Origin of the sequence: Streptomyces sp. ATCC 21386 (assembly GCF_018728545.1) — a bacterium.
In the GTDB taxonomy this organism is placed as follows: domain Bacteria; phylum Actinomycetota; class Actinomycetes; order Streptomycetales; family Streptomycetaceae; genus Streptomyces.
Map to the genome: position 1 here is coordinate 9757187 of NZ_JAAVVL010000001.1, position 16539 is coordinate 9773725.

Sequence of the window (16539 nt, forward strand, 5' to 3'; positions counted from 1 at the left end):
AGCAGGAGGCGGCAACAGTGAAGATCCGGGTGGAACGCGACGTACTCGCGGAGGCAGTTGCCTGGGCGGCGCGCAGCCTCCCGGCCCGTCCGCCGGCGCCTGTCCTCGCCGGCCTCCTTCTGAAGGCCGAGGAAGGCCAGCTGAGCCTCTCCAGCTTCGACTACGAGGTCTCCGCACGGGTGTCCGTGGAGGCCGAGGTCGACGAGGAGGGCACGGTGCTCGTCTCCGGTCGCCTGCTCGCCGACATCTGCCGCGCCCTCCCCAACCGCCCGGTGGAGATCTCCACAGACGGTGTACGGGCGACGGTGGTCTGCGGCTCCTCGCGGTTCACCCTCCACACACTGCCTGTGGAGGAGTACCCGGCGCTGCCGCAGATGCCGAACGCCACGGGCACCGTCCCCGGCGAGGTCTTCGCCTCCGCCGCCGCCCAGGTGGCCATCGCCGCCGGCCGTGACGACACGCTGCCCGTCCTCACCGGTGTGCGCATCGAGATCGAGGGCGACACGGTCACGCTGGCCTCCACCGACCGCTACCGCTTCGCGGTCCGCGAGTTCCTGTGGAAGCCGGAGAACCCCGAGGCGTCCGCGGTCGCCCTGGTGCCCGCCAAGACGCTCCTGGACACCGCCAAGGCCCTCACGAGCGGCGACAGCGTCATCCTCGCGCTCTCCGGCTCGGGCTCCGGAGAAGGCCTGATCGGTTTCGAGGGCGCGGGCCGTCGTACGACCACGCGGCTGCTGGAGGGCGACCTCCCGAAATACCGCACGCTCTTCCCGACGGAGTTCAACAGCGTGGCCGTCATCGAGACCGCGCCGTTCGTGGAGGCCGTCAAGCGCGTCGCCCTGGTCGCCGAGCGGAACACCCCGGTGCGGCTGAGCTTCGAGCAGGGCGTGCTGATCCTGGAGGCCGGCTCCAGCGATGACGCACAGGCTGTGGAAAGGGTCGACGCCCAGCTGGAGGGCGACGACATCTCGATCGCCTTCAACCCGACGTTCCTGCTGGACGGCCTCAGCGCCATCGACTCCCCGGTGGCCCAGCTGTCGTTCACGACGTCCACCAAGCCCGCGCTGCTCAGCGGCAAGCCGGCCGTGGACGCGGAGGCGGACGAGGCCTACAAGTACCTGATCATGCCGGTGCGGCTCAGCGGCTGACCGGGCGGACGCCACCGCGGCCGAGCCGTGGGAGGTCGTCCACAGCGCTGTGGGGCCCGGTGGATCACCGGGCCCTCGGCGCGAAGCCGCAGGTGGGGGTGTACTTATGAGCGGGTATGCCCACAGGTGTGCGTGAGCGTCCGGGTTTAGGCTCGTGCGTGGGTACGCAGTTCAGGTGCCCTCCTGCCACGTCGCAACCTAAGGAACAACTGATGGAGCTCGGTCTCGTCGGCCTCGGCAAGATGGGCGGCAACATGCGCGAGCGGATACGCCGCGCGGGCCACACCGTCATCGGATACGACCGGAACCCGGATCTCGCCGATGTCCACAGCCTCGAAGAGCTTGTGGGCAAGCTCAAGGGCCCGCGGGTCGTGTGGGTGATGGTCCCGGCCGGTGCCGCCACCCAGTCGACCGTCGACGAGCTGGCCGAGCTGCTGGAGCCCGGTGACGTCGTCGTGGACGGTGGAAACTCCCGCTGGACCGACGACGAGAAGCACGCAGAGGAGCTGGCGGCCAAGGGCATCGGCTTCGTCGACTGCGGTGTCTCCGGCGGCGTCTGGGGCCTGGAGAACGGCTATGCGCTGATGTACGGCGGCGACGCGGAGAACGTCGCCAAGGTACGACCGGTCTTCGACGCGCTGAAGCCCGAGGGCGACCTCGGCGCGGTGCACGCCGGCAAGGTCGGCGCCGGGCACTTCGCGAAGATGGTCCACAACGGCATCGAGTACGCGATGATGCAGGCCTATGCCGAGGGCTGGGAGCTCCTGGAGAAGGTCGACTCGGTGACGGACGTCCGCGAAGTCTTCCGTTCCTGGCAGGAGGGCACGGTCATCCGTTCCTGGCTCCTCGACCTGGCGGTGAACGCCCTCGACGAGGATGAACACCTGGACGGCCTGAAGGGCTTCGCGCAGGACTCCGGCGAGGGCCGGTGGACCGTGGAGGCCGCCATCGACCACGCCGTGCCGCTGCCCGCGATCACGGCCTCCCTCTTCGCGCGGTTCGCGTCGCGCCAGGAGGACTCACCGCAGATGAAGATGATCGCGGCGCTGCGGAACCAGTTCGGCGGCCACGCGGTCGAGAAGAAGTAGCCCACGGCGAGAAGCGACGCACGGCAGAGCAGACAGCGACGACCACACAACGGTCGACGAGAAGTCGTCCACAGGACCGCCACGGTGGTCCACAACCCTGGGGGAGGTCGGCACCCGACCATGCACGTCACGCACCTGTCACTGGCCGACTTCCGCTCGTACGCCCGGGTCGAGGTCCCGCTCGACCCGGGCGTCACCGCGTTCGTCGGCCCCAACGGGCAGGGGAAGACCAACCTGGTCGAGGCGGTCGGCTATCTCGCGACCCTGGGCAGCCACCGGGTCTCGTCGGACGCGCCCCTGGTCCGCATGGGCGCCGACCGCGCGGTGATCCGGGCACAGGTGCGGCAGGGCGAACGGCAGCAGCTGGTCGAGCTGGAGCTGAACCCCGGCAAGGCCAACCGGGCCCGCGTCAACAGGTCCTCGCAGGTCAGACCTCGCGACGTCCTCGGCATCGTACGGACGGTGCTCTTCGCGCCGGAGGACCTCGCGCTGGTCAAGGGCGACCCCGGTGAGCGGCGGCGCTTCCTCGACGAACTGATCACCGCCCGGGCCCCGCGCATGGCGGGGGTGCGCTCCGACTACGAGCGGGTCCTCAAGCAGCGCAACACCCTGCTCAAGACGGCCGCGTTGGCCCGTCGGCACGGCGGCCGCTCCATGGACCTGTCCACCCTCGACGTGTGGGACCAGCACCTCGCGCGCGTAGGCGCGGAACTGCTCGCCCAGCGTCTCGATCTGGTCGCCGCGATCCAGCCGCTCGCCGACAAGGCGTACGAGCAGCTGGCACCCGGTGGCGGCCCGGTCGGTCTGGAGTACAAGCCCTCCTCGCCCGGCCTCGTCGGGCACGCGCGCGAGGAGCTGTACGAGCAGCTGACGGCGGCCCTCACCGAGAGCCGCAAGCAGGAGATCGAGCGGGGCGTCACACTCGTGGGACCCCATCGCGACGACGTGATCCTCAAGCTCGGTCAGCTGCCGGCCAAGGGATACGCCTCCCACGGCGAGTCCTGGTCGTACGCCCTGGCACTGCGGCTCGCCTCCTACGACCTGCTGCGCGCCGAGGGCAACGAGCCGGTGCTGATCCTCGACGACGTCTTCGCCGAACTGGACACCCGTCGGCGGGAGCGGCTGGCGGAGCTGGTCGCGCCGGGCGAGCAGGTGCTGGTGACCGCGGCGGTCGACGACGACGTACCGGACGTACTGACGGGGACGCGCTACGCCGTGTCCGACGGGACGGTGAACCGCGTATGAGCGGATCCGACGCCACCCCCAAACCGCCCGAGCCCTCCGGCGTGGACCTCGCGCGTGTGGCGCTGCGCGCCGCGAAGGAGGCCGCACGCGCGCGTGGCGAGGCCACCCAGCAGCAGAAGCAGGCACGACGGGGCCCCGGGCTGCGTTCGGGCGCGCGTGCCGACGGCCGGGACCCGATGCCGCTCGGCCCCGCCATCAACAGGCTGATCACCGAGCGGGGCTGGGAGACGCCGGCCGCCGTCGGCGGCGTCATGGGGCGCTGGCCCCAGATCGTCGGCGACGACCTGGCCAGACGGTGCGTGCCGGAGCGCTACGACGAGGACGAGCGGGTCCTGCATGTGCGGTGCGACTCCACCGCCTGGGCCACGAACGTGCGGCTGCTCGCGCCGCAGCTGGTCGCCCGGCTCAACGAGGACCTCGGCCACGGCACCGTGCGGCTCCTCAAGGTCCACGGCCCCGCCGGCTCGGCCCGTAGCTACGGGCCCCTGCGGGCCCCGGGAAGCACGGGTCCCGGCGATACCTACGGGTGACCGTAGTCACATTTCCAGGTGCTTCCGCCCCCATGACCGGCGGTCCTCCCAGCGGCGGCGGGCGCCCGTGCGCTTCGGCGCCGACGTTCGCACGCGGATGCGAACGTCGACCTGACCCGGGAGTAGCAAAGGGTTGACACCCGGAAGCGCTGAGTGCCGCTGTGAGCCTCTTGGAGCCCCGCTCCGCATATGGGGAGTCGGGAGAGACCGGTTCAGGGCGGCACATGCGGACTCAGGTACCGGCAAACCCCCATCACTGTCGGCGCTACCGGTAGACTGGAAGCTAATCCCGCCCCATTCGTGGGGACCGCTTCGGAAACACTGTGCAACGCTGACAAAGGCTTCCACCGCAACATGCCGCAGCCGCTCCGGCAAACCTGCCAAGAGCCTGGCTTGTGCTGTGCCAGAAAGGGCGCTTCGTGGCCGATTCCGGCAACCCCAACGAGAACATCCCGTCCACCGAGGCCCTGGCCGGAACGGCCGAGGCCTCTCCCTCGGCGTACGACGCCAGTGCCATCACCGTCCTCGAAGGGCTGGACGCGGTCCGCAAGCGGCCCGGCATGTACATCGGCTCGACCGGTGAGCGCGGCCTGCACCACCTCGTGCAGGAGGTCGTGGACAACTCCGTCGACGAGGCCCTGGCAGGCCACGCGGACACCATCGACGTGACGATCCTTCCCGACGGTGGTGTCCGGGTCGTCGACAACGGCCGCGGTATCCCCGTCGGCATCGTGCCGTCCGAGGGCAAGCCGGCCGTCGAGGTCGTGCTGACCGTCCTGCACGCGGGCGGCAAGTTCGGCGGCGGCGGCTACGCGGTCTCCGGCGGTCTGCACGGCGTGGGTGTCTCCGTCGTGAACGCCCTGTCGACCAAGGTCGCCGTCGAGGTCAAGACGGACGGCTACCGCTGGACGCAGGACTACAAGCTCGGCGTCCCGACCGCTCCGCTCGCCCAGCACGAGGCCACGGAGGAGCACGGCACCTCGGTCACCTTCTGGGCCGACCCGGACATCTTCGAGACGACCCACTACTCCTTCGAGACGCTCTCGCGGCGCTTCCAGGAGATGGCGTTCCTCAACAAGGGGCTGAGGATCAACCTCACCGACGAGCGCGAGTCGGCGAAGGCCACCGCCGGGGCGGACGAGGCCGGTGAGGACGAGAAGCACGAGGTCAAGGCCGTCTCGTACCACTACGAGGGCGGCATCGTCGACTTCGTGAAGCACCTCAACTCCCGCAAGGGCGACGTGGTGCACCCCTCCGTGATCGACTTCGAGGCCGAGGACAAGGACAAGGCCCTGTCCGTCGAGGTCGCGATGCAGTGGAACAGCGGTTACAGCGAGGGCGTGTACTCCTTCGCCAACATCATCCACACGCACGAGGGCGGTACGCACGAAGAGGGCTTCCGCGCCGCGATGACCGGTCTGATCAACCGCTACGCGCGTGACAAGAAGCTGCTCCGCGAGAAGGACGACAACCTCACGGGTGACGACATCCGCGAGGGTCTCACCGCGATCATCTCGATCAAGCTGAGCGAGCCGCAGTTCGAGGGCCAGACCAAGACCAAGCTGGGCAACACGGAGGCCAAGACCTTCGTGCAGAAGGTCGTCCACGAGCACCTGACGGACTGGCTGGACCGCAACCCGGTCGAGGCCGCGGACATCATCCGCAAGTCCATCCAGGCGGCCACCGCGCGCGTGGCGGCCCGCAAGGCGCGTGACCTGACCCGCCGCAAGGGCCTCCTGGAGACGGCGTCGCTGCCGGGCAAGCTGAGCGACTGCCAGTCGAACGACCCCACCAAGTGCGAGATCTTCATCGTCGAGGGTGACTCCGCCGGTGGCTCGGCCAAGTCCGGCCGCAACCCGCAGTACCAGGCGATCCTCCCGATCCGCGGCAAGATCCTCAACGTCGAGAAGGCGCGGATCGACAAGATCCTGCAGAACCAGGAGATCCAGGCGCTGATCTCCGCCTTCGGCACGGGTGTGCACGAGGACTTCGACATCTCGAAGCTCCGCTATCACAAGATCATCCTGATGGCGGACGCCGATGTCGACGGCCAGCACATCAACACCCTGCTGCTGACCTTCCTGTTCCGCTTCATGCGGCCGCTGGTCGAGGCCGGGCACGTGTTCCTGTCGCGTCCCCCGCTCTACAAGATCAAGTGGGGCCGGGACGACTTCGAGTACGCGTACTCGGACCGTGAGCGCGACGCCCTGATCGAACTCGGCAGGCAGAACGGCAAGCGCGTCAGGGAGGACTCGATCCAGCGCTTCAAGGGTCTCGGCGAGATGAACGCCGAGGAACTGCGCATCACGACCATGGACGTCGACCACCGGGTCCTCGGCCAGGTCACGCTGGACGACGCCGCTCAGGCCGACGAGCTGTTCTCGGTCCTCATGGGCGAGGACGTCGAGGCCCGGCGCCAGTTCATCCAGCGCAACGCCAAGGACGTCCGCTTCCTCGACATCTGAGTCGGTCTCAGCTGACCGCACCAGGAAGGATCCCCACCAGCAATGGCCGACGAGAACCCCACCGTCATGCCTGACGACGCCGGCGAGACGACCGTGCGCATCGAGCCCGTCGGGCTCGAGACGGAGATGCAGCGCTCGTACCTGGACTACGCGATGTCCGTCATCGTGTCCCGCGCGCTGCCCGACGTACGCGACGGCCTCAAGCCCGTCCACCGCCGTGTCCTGTACGCCATGTACGACGGCGGCTACCGGCCCGAGAAGGGCTTCTACAAGTGCGCCCGCGTCGTCGGCGACGTCATGGGCAACTACCACCCGCACGGCGACTCCTCGATCTACGACGCGCTGGTCCGCCTCGCGCAGCCGTGGTCGATGCGGATGCCGCTGGTGGACTCCAACGGCAACTTCGGCTCGCCGGGCAACGACCCGGCGGCGGCCATGCGCTACACCGAGTGCAAGATGGCGCCGCTGTCGATGGAAATGGTCCGTGACATCGACGAGGAGACCGTCGACTTCACGGACAACTACGACGGCCGCTCCCAGGAGCCGACCGTCCTCCCGGCCCGCTTCCCCAACCTGCTGATCAACGGCTCGGCGGGCATCGCGGTCGGTATGGCGACGAACATCCCGCCGCACAACCTCCGCGAGGTCGCGGCCGGCGCCCAGTGGTACCTGGAGAACCCCGATGCCTCCCACGAGGACCTCCTGGACGCGCTGATCGAGCGCATCAAGGGCCCCGACTTCCCGACCGGCGCCCTCGTGGTCGGCCGCAAGGGCATCGAGGAGGCGTACCGCACGGGCCGCGGCTCCATCACGATGCGCGCGGTCGTCGAGGTGGAGGAGATCCAGAACCGCCAGTGCCTGGTGGTCACGGAGCTGCCGTACCAGGTCAACCCGGACAACCTCGCGCAGAAGATCGCCGACCTCGTGAAGGACGGCAAGATCGGCGGCATCGCGGACGTCCGCGACGAGACGTCGTCCCGTACGGGCCAGCGCCTGGTCATCGTCCTGAAGCGCGACGCGGTCGCCAAGGTCGTGCTGAACAACCTGTACAAGCACACCGACCTGCAGACCAACTTCGGCGCGAACATGCTGGCCCTGGTCGACGGCGTGCCCCGGACCCTCTCCCTGGACGCGTTCATCCGCCACTGGGTGACGCACCAGATCGAGGTCATCGTCCGCCGTACGAAGTTCCGGCTCCGCAAGGCCGAGGAGCGCGCGCACATCCTGCGCGGCCTGCTGAAGGCCCTGGACGCCATCGACGAGGTCATCGCGCTGATCCGGCGCAGCGACACCGTCGACATCGCGCGCACGGGCCTGATGGACCTCCTGGAGATCGACGAGATCCAGGCCAACGCCATCCTCGAGATGCAGCTGCGCCGCCTGGCCGCCCTGGAGCGCCAGAAGATCATCCAGGAGCACGACGAACTCCAGGCCAAGATCCGCGAGTACAACGAGATCCTCGCCTCCCCCGTGCGCCAGCGCGGGATCGTCAGCGCGGAACTCGCCGCGATCGTCGAGAAGTACGGCGACGACCGCAAGACGATGCTGGTCCCCTACGACGGCGACATGTCCATCGAGGACCTCATCGCCGAGGAGGACATCGTCGTCACCGTCTCGCGCGGCGGCTACGTCAAGCGCACCAAGACGGTCGACTACCGGGCACAGAAGCGCGGCGGCAAGGGCGTACGCGGCACGAAGCTCAAGGAAGACGACATCGTCGACCACTTCTTCGTGTCCACGACCCACCACTGGCTGCTGTTCTTCACCAACAAGGGCCGTGTCTACCGGGCCAAGGCGTACGAGCTCCCCGACGCCGGGCGTGACGCGCGTGGACAGCACGTCGCCAACCTGCTGGCCTTCCAGCCGGACGAGGCGATCGCCGAGATCCTCGCGATCCGCGACTACGAGGCCGCGCCCTACCTGGTGCTCGCCACCAAGGGCGGTCTTGTGAAGAAGACGCCTCTGAAGGATTACGATTCGCCCCGTTCCGGCGGTGTCATCGCGATCAACCTCCGTGAGAAGGAGGACGGTTCCGACGACGAACTGATCGGAGCCGAACTCGTATCGGCAGAGGATGACATCCTTCTGATCAGCAAGAAGGCACAGTCGATCCGCTTCACGGCGACCGACGACGCGCTGCGGCCCATGGGCCGTGCGACCTCGGGTGTCAAGGGCATGAGTTTCCGTGAGGGAGACGAGCTGCTCTCGATGAATGTTGTTCGACCCGGTACGTTCGTGTTCACTGCCACAGACGGCGGGTACGCGAAGCGGACCGCCGTCGACGAGTACCGCGTCCAGGGTCGCGGCGGCCTCGGCATCAAGGCCGCCAAGATCGTCGAGGACCGCGGTTCGCTCGTCGGCGCGCTGGTGGTCGAGGAGACCGACGAGATCCTCGCCATCACGCTGTCGGGCGGTGTGATTCGTACGCGAGTCAACGAGATCAGGGAAACCGGCCGTGACACCATGGGCGTCCAACTGATCAACCTGGGCAAGCGCGATGCCGTGGTCGGCATCGCTCGCAACGCCGAGGCGGGGCGGGAGGCGGAGGAGGTCGACGGCGAGGATGCCGTCGACGAGACCGCCGAGGCTGCCCCATCGACCGGTACGGACGAGGGTGAGGCGCCCTCGTCCGAGTAGCACGAGGAGTGAGTCAGCGTGAGCGGAGCCACGGGCGCCGGATCGTCCGGTACTTCGGCCGGCACTTCGACCGGGTCGGAGGCGGACGGCGGCGGCCGTGGCTCCGCCGCGCGTGCGATGGACACGCACACGACCCAGCTGAAGGCCATCAAGCCGGACGCGACCGACGCGGCGGCGCCCGCGCCGGAGAAGCCGGGATCGCAGGGGGCGACCGCGACGGACACGCGTGGTCCGCAGGCCCAGAAGCCCGCGGCCGGAAGTCCGGCCGCGGCTCAGGCCGGGCCGGGCCGTCAGGGCGGTCCGTCGGCCGCCGCGGCACAGCCGCAGGCGCGGGCCGCCGGCTCCGCGTTGCCGGGTGAGCGGCAGTCGCAGCAGCAGGCGGGCCCGTACCACCCGCCGCAGGCCTATGCGCCGGCTCCGGATGAGTCCTCCCGCAAGCCTCGTACGGGGGCGCGCACGACGCCGCGTACGCGCAAGGCGCGGCTGCGGGTGTCCAAGGCCGACCCGTGGTCCGTGATGAAGGTCAGTTTCCTGCTCTCCATCGCCCTCGGTATCTGCACGGTCGTCGCGGCGGCGGTGCTGTGGATGGTCATGAACGCGATGGGCGTGTTCTCGACGGTCGGCGCCACCATCTCGGAGGCGACCGGCTCGAACGAGTCCAACGGATTCGACCTGCAGGCGTTCCTGTCGCTGCCCAACGTGCTGATCTTCACCACGATCATCGCGGTCATCGACGTCGTGCTCGCCACCGCTCTGGCCACCCTCGGAGCCTTCATCTACAACCTCTCCGCGGGCTTCGTGGGCGGCGTCGAGCTGACGCTCGCCGAGGACGAGTAGGCCCGGCTCAGCGCGTCGCGGTCGCCCTGCGGGTATCGATTTTGGGACTGCCCACGTCGTGCGCTAATCTTCAGGAGTCAGCGCGCGGGACACACCGCAGAGCGCGGCGGGGCTATAGCTCAGTTGGTTAGAGCGCATCCCTGATAAGGATGAGGCCACAGGTTCAAATCCTGTTAGCCCCACCAGACGGAAGACCCCCAACCGGTTGCGGTTGGGGGTCTTTGCTGTTGGTGGGGACACGTGGTGTGCTGCGGACCTCGACGATGGGCGGCAGGACGGCTTTCATCCTCGCCCCCTCCTCTCCTGATCCCCCGACGAAGAGTCGGAGCGGACGACTCGCTCCAAAACTCGCTCTCTCTCGCCACCTCCACCGGCCGCCCCGGAGTCCCGTGTGCTGCGCCCGAACGCGCTGGCCACGAAAAGACCCTCAGCCGAGTCCGGCTGAGGGTCTTCGTCGTTCATGGTCTTGCAGCGGGCGTTGTACGCAAGATCGCCGCTGGGTCTTTCCTGGCCTGCTGGAGATCAGCGCTGGAGAGGTGCGGCTGGATGCTCGGGCTGTGGCACAGGTGCCTCCGGGACCGCAGCCTGGCCTGTGACGTTCGTGGCGGTGTCCGTGACCGTGTGCAGGGCCGTGCGGCGGCGGCAGGAGGGGGAGGAGCCGTGGGCCTCGGCGCGGATGCGCTGTTTCATCGTGGGGGGCAGGGCGCGGTCGTGGGGCCGGGCCGGGAGGGACATCGCCGGGGCCGTCGCGGGGGCCGCGCAGTTGCGGGTGGTCTCGGTCTGCTGTACCGCGGCCGAGGCGGTGGTCGTGACGAGTCCGAGCGCCGTGCACAGCGCGAGGAAGGCGGTGACGATGGCGGTCCACAGCTTCATGACCTTCTTCTGGGCCATGGCCCCTCACTTTCGGGTTGGGCGATTTGCGTACTTTCCTCATGATGTGTATGTGGGCTTCGAAATCACGGACCGACGTTCATGGCGCGTCGATCTTCGGATGAACACCACTCGGATGGGCCAGAGGTCCGAGGAGTTGCAGGCGGGTCTGAAAAGTTGCAGGAAGTCGAGGTCCACGGATCCGCCGAGGTGTGCGAGATGTGATGGACCTGTGTGATGAGCCTGCGATCGGAACAGTGGCGTCCGGTTCTACTGCGGTCTTCCCTGCGGGAGTTGAGGGGGCCGACGCAGGTCACCGATCGGTATCGGTCGGTGTGTATAGTCGGGCGCCAGAGGTCCCCTACGTCAAGGAAAGACGAGGTCGCGCGGTGAAGAAGCTTCTCCTGGTCGCACTGGCCGCCATCGGCGGGCTCCTCGTGTACCGCCAGATCCAGGCGGATCGCGCCGAGCAGGATCTGTGGACGGAGGCGACTGACTCCGTGCCCACGGGTTCGTGACGTCGACATCAGTCTCAGAGCAGACCCCGGCCGCCTAGGCGGCCGGGGTTTTGTGTTGCTCGGCGGCACCCCTCCCGGCTTCTGGGGGGTTTGCGGAAATTCCACCGACTTGGATTCGCACTAGCGAACAATATGATTGCAATGGCAAGGAGTGGGTCCGGGTAGAGGCCGTTTTCAGCCGCTTGTCCCCAGGAACACCGGCGTCGGCACGCAGGGCCGGGCAGGATGAGCGAGTTCGGGGCCGCGACCACAGCGCTGGGGCCTCGCATCACGGTCTACGACGAGGGGTGGCGCTTGATGGGGCGGCGGCGCACGGTCTGGTGGCGAACCGGGGCGGCTGTGGGGGCGGCCCTGTGCGTGACGACGGCACAGCCCGGCCCCGCCGTGGCGGCCGACGGGCCCGCCCCGTACTCCTACGCCGAAGGCGCGAGGGTGGTCGAGGGCGCCACGAGCAGCACGGGAGCCGTGCAGCTGGCGGCCGGAAAGACCTACAGGAGCTCCATCGGGCCGGGCGGCAAGCTGTACTACCGCCTCGATCTCGGCGCCGCCACCAACGCGTACGTCTCGGCCACGGCTGTACCCGAGGCGGGTTCGGCGGTCGGCTCGGCGGACGGGGTGAGGGTGTCCGTGCAGGACGCCGACGCACATCGCTGCTCCTACGAGACCGCCCGCTTCGGACCGACCCGCAGCGCGCACCCCGTCACCGCCTGGGCCTCGCGGGAGGTCGGCACCGACGAGTACATGTGCCAGGGGGCCGGGGTGTACTACGTCGTCGTCGAACGTGTCGGCTCGGCTGCCGGAGCCGGTTCGGGGGCGAGTGCGGGCTCCGCCTCCGGCTCGGCGACCGGCTCGGCTTCCGGTTGGGCTTCCGGTTCCGTGACCGGCTCCCCCTCGGAGGGGGCGTCGGAGGAGTGGGGGCTGGAACTCGGCTTCGTTTCGGAGCCCGCCGTGACGAAGGGCGGTTCGACGAGCGCTCCCCAGAGCTGGAACTCCGCCTCCCCCGACGCTGTCTCCGGTGACCCCGAGCCCCGCCGCGGAGGGAGCGGCTTCGCCGTGGCGAGCCCCGTGGCACAGGGCGTCTGGCAGGACGAGGTCGGCATCAGAGCCGGGGAGACCTTGTTCTACAAGGTGCCCGTCGGCTGGGGGCAGCAGCTCCAGGCCACCGCCGAACTGGGCAGCACGGCCGAGGGCGACGGCTACGTCGGGCACGCGTTCGTCATGTCGCTCTACAACCCCGTACGCGGCCGGGTGGACGACAAGACGGCCAACTACAGGGGCGACCAACGTTCGGTCTCCCTGGACCCGCTCCCGCCCGTCGCGTACGAGAACCGTTTCTCACCCGACGACGAGGTGGGCGGGATGCGGTTCGCCGGCTGGTACTACCTGGCACTGCACCTCGGGACGTCGGTCGCCGACCGGTTCGGCGACAAGCCTGTCGGCGTGACGCTGCGGGTGAGGCTGGAGGGAGAGGCCGGGGCCGGGCCGGGATATCTGGGGGACTCCGAGCCGCGCGGCGTCTTCGAGGTCACCGAGGGGGATAGGGAGGCCGCCGAGAACGGCATCACGGGGGACACGTTGGAGGGGGGCTCCCGGGCCGGCGGTGACGGAGGGGGCACGGGGTATTCCGGCGAAGGGACGGGCACCGGGAACTCCTCGGTCGGTGGAGACCGACGACTGGCCATGACCGTCGTCGCGGCGGGTGGCCTGGGCACGGGCAGTCTGCTGGTTCTCGGGCTTCTGGCGTGGACACTCGTGGCCCGCAGGAGGGCGTCCGCTGCCAGCGAGTCCGAACGCCCGAAGGGCGTGGGTGCGGCAGCGCGTGGGCGGCACGGGGCGTCCCGGGGGTAGGACGAGGATCAGAGTTGTCCCAGCGCCCAGAACCCCACCGCGAAGCAGGCCAGGGCGAGCAGCAGGACCGGGACGACCACCTTGACCGGCGGGCCCGGACGGCGCCGCGGAAGCGCCCTCGATCGGCGTGGAACCTCCGGGGTCCGAGCGGTGTATGAACCAGTAGAGGCGTACGCGTGCTGCACCGCCGAGGCGGGGTCCTGAGAGAGGCCCAGCTGGGGGTGGGACTGGGGGGAGGGCACATGCGCGGGTCCGGGGTGGTGCGCTGGGGCCGTCCGGAGAGGCGTCCCTGCCGGGGGACTGGCCTGCTGCTCGGGTTGCTGCTGTGGGTGGCCCGGGCCGGGGGAGTGCTGCTCGATCTGTCGCGAGGCCGCGTGGGCGGTGAGCACCTGGGGCGGGGGCAGATGGAAGCTGCCGGTGTCCGACATCGTGGAGGGCTGTGGTGCGGGGGCGCGGTCGGGACGCGGTGGTACGGCGGCGGGGGGCGCCCCGGCCGATATGTGACCGGGGTGGGGCGACTGCGCCGGAGACGTCGAAGACGAGGCCCCGGAATCCTGGGACCAGTGACCGGTTCCTGTTCCTGTGCCAGCGCCCGCACCCGGGTCGGTGCCCACGGCGCCGGCTTCGGTACCAGCACCGAAGCCGGCGCCCTTGCCAGAGCTGGCCGAGTCGGTCTGGGGCGGGGCGGTGGTGGGCATGGGGGGCGGAGATATGGAGCCTGTGGCCGTGTACGGGGGTTGAGGGGCGCTGCCCGGGAACGGCGCCGGTAGCGCGGGCCCCGCCCCGGGCTGGGACGGCGGTCCCATGGGCGGTGGGCCGTAGGTCGGCGGATGGTGAGGCGGTGGTGGGGTGGTGTCCGTGACGGGAGTCGGGGAAAAAATTCCGCTGCTGCTGTCGGCACCGGCACCTGTGCCCGTTTTGTCCAGTCCTGATGCCCTGTGCAGGGGACCCTCGGGGGCGAACCCGATAGGAAGCGGGCCGAGTTGGTCGAAGACCTCCACCAACTCGTCGTCGGGCCCCGGCTCGGGCAACAGCTCGATGGCCGCGGCGAGGGCCTTGCGGGCGCCTGTGGCGGTGCGGAAGCGGGAGTTGGGGTCCGGCTGGAGCAGCGTCGCGATGACCTGCCACAGCGGCTCAGGGATACCCCGCGGCGCCTTCGGAGTGCCATGGGCTGCGAAGTGCTCGATGAGGGCCTTGGAGTCGGGCTTCGCGCCCTCCAGGAGGTACAGGGCGACGAGACCCACAGCGAAGAGATCGGCCGGGAAGTCCGGATCCGCGCCCAGCATCTGCTCGGGAGCGAAGTAACCCGGCGTTCCCACCACGTAGTTGGTCTCGGTGAGGCGGGGCTCGCCCAGACGCATGGCGATGCCGAAGTCGGACAGGCGCAGGCGGGGGCGGGCCGTGCCCGTGGCCTCCAGGAGCACATTGGCGGGCTTGATGTCGCGGTGGATGACGCCCTCGGCGTGCACGGCGGCGAGGCCGGACAGGAGTTGGTCGAGCAAGCCACAGACATAAGCCGGCGGGAGAGGGCCGTAGTCGTTGACGAGGTTGACCAGGGAGCCCCCGGCCACCAGGTCCATGGTGAACAGGACCTTGTCGTCGTCGGCGGCCCAGCTGGCAGGGGCGAGCACATGCGGGTGGTCGATCCGTACAGCCTGCTCACGGACGAAGCGCAGCAAAGCGTGCGCGTCACGCTGTTGCAGGACCTTGGCGGCCACATAGCGGCGGCGGCGGTGGTCCCAGGTGCGCCAGACCGCGCCGACTCCCCCGCGCCCGATCGGGTCGACCAGTTCGTACCGGCCGGCGAAGACCTCACCCATGGCTGTGCGTCGTTCCCCCTTCGGCTCCCCTCTTGGCTGCCCGTCGGCGGAGGGCACGGTGCTCGCGCCGCCCTCCGCGGAGCCGGCTCGCACGTGCCCGGCTTCCCTCGGAGCTAGTACCCGCTTCTGTCCCCCTGCCGCTCTTCCTGTTCCCGATTCCGGTTCCTGCGCGGAGCCTACGTCCACGACACTGCCGCTCACGAGGGGCCTACAGACCCCTTCCCCTCTTCGGATCCCCCTCTTCGGCCTCGGCCCGGTCGCCGAACCCCCTTTCGGGGACCGGGCCTTGAGCTCAGTTCTGGTGGGACTGGTAGTGCGCCACCGCGTCCGAGGTGCGGCCCGCGCCGTACACCCGGAGGAACTCTGCCAGCTCCGGGTGGGTCGGGGCGAGGGTGTCCGCCGCCTCGATGATGTCGCCCGCGGCCGCGACCGAGCGCAGCAGCGACTGGATCTCGCGGACGACCCGCTTGACCGTGGGCGCCCCCGAACTCGTCGTCGACTGCGTGGTGTTGCTGAGCACCGAGCCCCCCTGTGACTTCTTGATCTCATCCATGCGCTCGGTCGCCTCGGCGGCGCTCACGCTGCCGTCCGCGACCTGACCTGCGAGGTCCTGCAGCAACTGCACCCGCTGGACCACCGCCGGGTTGCCGATCTTGGCACGCTGACCGCTCATCAGCTGCGACAGCATCGGTGCGGACAGGCCCAGCACCCCCGCGAGCCGGGCCTGGTTGAGCCCCAGGTCCTCGATGAGCCTACGGAAGAGCGCCCCCAACGGCTCTCCGTACCAGTTCCGCTGCAGCTCCCGGGCTCTTGCGGTCGCTTCCTGCTGTGCGGCGTCCATTGCGTCTCCCCATCGCTTCCCCAAATACCGCGGTTCGCTGTAGCGAACCACGACGAGCATCTTACGGAGAGTGGTCGTTCACGGGGACCCCCAATCTTTTTGCGAGATCCCGGGGGTGACCCGGTACTCTGGTCTGCGAAGCCTCCCGGTGGCCCTTGCCTCCGGGTGGACGCTTCCCTAGCGGGGCCTTAGCTCAGTTGGTAGAGCGCTGTCTTTGCATGGCAGATGTCAGGGGTTCGACTCCCCTAGGCTCCACAGCGGATAGACCGGGCCGGATGTCGTAGGACATCCGGCCCGGTCTTTTTGTGCCCCGGGGAAGCCTGGTCGTCAGTGGCGCCCTGGGTGGCGGTCGTCGCGATCGCTATCTGTGCACTTCATGGAAAGAAGCCTGCTGGAACGGGGCAATGGATGCTGGCACCTGTCGACGTGCGCAAATGCGAAACCAGTGCTCTGGCTGGCACGAGGGCGGGTGAAATGTGTGCGTCACCCTTTGCAACCGGATCAATACATTCCAGATAGTGGTGCAGGGGGTCTCGTGGGGTGGCGCTGTTTCACGTGAAACAGCCCTGTGGGGCAGAAGACCTTCAAGTCTTCTGCCCCACAGGGCTGTTGAAAGATGTCCCGCCGAACGCACCCTCGGGCAGGGCTGAGCCGGAAAGGAGGACGTCCCTCCGGCGCCGACCGTGGAGAAA

Annotated in this window: 12 protein-coding genes and 2 tRNA genes; 11 read left to right on the forward strand and 3 right to left on the reverse strand. The window is 69.1% G+C overall.

What is annotated here, in order from left to right:
• The first annotated feature begins 17 nt into the window (after positions 1-17).
• The 8 genes from dnaN to GWK25_RS42050 all read left to right on the forward strand — a co-directional run bounded on the left by dnaN (position 18) and on the right by GWK25_RS42050 (position 10135).
• Complete coding sequence (gene dnaN / locus GWK25_RS42015; protein ID WP_215456970.1) at positions 18-1148, forward strand: DNA polymerase III subunit beta; 1131 nt, start codon at positions 18-20, stop codon at positions 1146-1148.
• Between the two features lie 212 nt (positions 1149-1360).
• Positions 1361-2236: a phosphogluconate dehydrogenase (NAD(+)-dependent, decarboxylating) gene (gnd, locus tag GWK25_RS42020; protein ID WP_215456972.1), complete on the forward strand. Its 876-nt coding sequence runs from the start codon at positions 1361-1363 to the stop codon at positions 2234-2236.
• Between the two features lie 120 nt (positions 2237-2356).
• Positions 2357-3481: a DNA replication/repair protein RecF gene (gene recF / locus GWK25_RS42025; RefSeq protein ID WP_215456973.1), complete on the forward strand. Its 1125-nt coding sequence runs from the start codon at positions 2357-2359 to the stop codon at positions 3479-3481.
• Complete coding sequence (locus GWK25_RS42030; protein WP_215456974.1) at positions 3478-4011, forward strand: DUF721 domain-containing protein; 534 nt, start codon at positions 3478-3480, stop codon at positions 4009-4011. The genes recF and GWK25_RS42030 overlap by 4 nt, the downstream gene beginning before the upstream one ends.
• Before the next feature lie 395 nt (positions 4012-4406).
• Complete coding sequence (gyrB, locus tag GWK25_RS42035; protein ID WP_215456975.1) at positions 4407-6476, forward strand: DNA topoisomerase (ATP-hydrolyzing) subunit B; 2070 nt, start codon at positions 4407-4409, stop codon at positions 6474-6476.
• A gap of 42 nt (positions 6477-6518) precedes the next feature.
• Positions 6519-9113 (forward strand): DNA gyrase subunit A, encoded by a 2595-nt coding sequence (gene gyrA / locus GWK25_RS42040; protein ID WP_215456976.1) that lies wholly within the window; start codon positions 6519-6521, stop codon positions 9111-9113.
• An 18-nt stretch (positions 9114-9131) separates the two neighbouring features.
• Positions 9132-9950 (forward strand): DUF3566 domain-containing protein, encoded by an 819-nt coding sequence (locus tag GWK25_RS42045; RefSeq protein ID WP_215456977.1) that lies wholly within the window; start codon positions 9132-9134, stop codon positions 9948-9950.
• Positions 9951-10058: 108 nt separating this feature from the next.
• Positions 10059-10135, forward strand: a tRNA-Ile gene (locus GWK25_RS42050).
• 337 nt (positions 10136-10472) lie between these two features.
• Here GWK25_RS42050 and GWK25_RS42055 read toward each other — a convergent pair.
• Positions 10473-10841 (reverse strand): DUF6344 domain-containing protein, encoded by a 369-nt coding sequence (locus GWK25_RS42055; protein WP_215456978.1) that lies wholly within the window; start codon positions 10839-10841, stop codon positions 10473-10475.
• Positions 10842-11209: 368 nt separating this feature from the next.
• Between GWK25_RS42055 and GWK25_RS42060 the strand changes: the two genes are divergently transcribed.
• Together GWK25_RS42060 and GWK25_RS42065 are read left to right on the forward strand one after the other, a co-directional pair.
• Complete coding sequence (locus tag GWK25_RS42060; RefSeq protein WP_003999697.1) at positions 11210-11338, forward strand: DLW-39 family protein; 129 nt, start codon at positions 11210-11212, stop codon at positions 11336-11338.
• Positions 11339-11635: 297 nt separating this feature from the next.
• Positions 11636-13186 carry a hypothetical protein gene (locus GWK25_RS42065; RefSeq protein WP_215457945.1) on the forward strand — a complete coding sequence of 517 codons (1551 nt, stop codon included), beginning with the start codon at positions 11636-11638 and terminating at the stop codon, positions 13184-13186.
• An 8-nt stretch (positions 13187-13194) separates the two neighbouring features.
• Here GWK25_RS42065 and GWK25_RS42070 read toward each other — a convergent pair whose 3' ends face one another.
• Together GWK25_RS42070 and GWK25_RS42075 are read right to left on the reverse strand one after the other, a co-directional pair.
• Positions 13195-15006 carry a serine/threonine-protein kinase gene (locus tag GWK25_RS42070; protein WP_215456979.1) on the reverse strand — a complete coding sequence of 604 codons (1812 nt, stop codon included), beginning with the start codon at positions 15004-15006 and terminating at the stop codon, positions 13195-13197.
• A 292-nt stretch (positions 15007-15298) separates the two neighbouring features.
• Entirely contained in the window at positions 15299-15847 is a 549-nt protein-coding gene (locus tag GWK25_RS42075; protein WP_033530590.1) for a transcriptional regulator, read from the reverse strand.
• Positions 15848-16029: 182 nt separating this feature from the next.
• Between GWK25_RS42075 and GWK25_RS42080 the strand changes: the two genes are divergently transcribed.
• Positions 16030-16102 (forward strand) — tRNA-Ala (locus GWK25_RS42080).
• The last annotated feature ends 437 nt before the right edge of the window (positions 16103-16539 follow it).

Coding starts and splice junctions, on each gene's coding strand:
- gnd (WP_215456972.1), top strand. CDS start 1,361: ATGGAGCTCGGTCTCGTCGGCCTCGGCAAGATGGGCGGCAACATGCGC.
- recF (WP_215456973.1), top strand. CDS start 2,357: ATGCACGTCACGCACCTGTCACTGGCCGACTTCCGCTCGTACGCCCGG.
- GWK25_RS42030 (WP_215456974.1), top strand. CDS start 3,478: ATGAGCGGATCCGACGCCACCCCCAAACCGCCCGAGCCCTCCGGCGTG.
- gyrA (WP_215456976.1), top strand. CDS start 6,519: ATGGCCGACGAGAACCCCACCGTCATGCCTGACGACGCCGGCGAGACG.
- GWK25_RS42055 (WP_215456978.1), bottom strand. CDS start 10,841: ATGGCCCAGAAGAAGGTCATGAAGCTGTGGACCGCCATCGTCACCGCC.
- GWK25_RS42065 (WP_215457945.1), top strand. CDS start 11,636: ATGGGGCGGCGGCGCACGGTCTGGTGGCGAACCGGGGCGGCTGTGGGG.
- GWK25_RS42070 (WP_215456979.1), bottom strand. CDS start 15,006: ATGGGTGAGGTCTTCGCCGGCCGGTACGAACTGGTCGACCCGATCGGG.
- GWK25_RS42075 (WP_033530590.1), bottom strand. CDS start 15,847: ATGGACGCCGCACAGCAGGAAGCGACCGCAAGAGCCCGGGAGCTGCAG.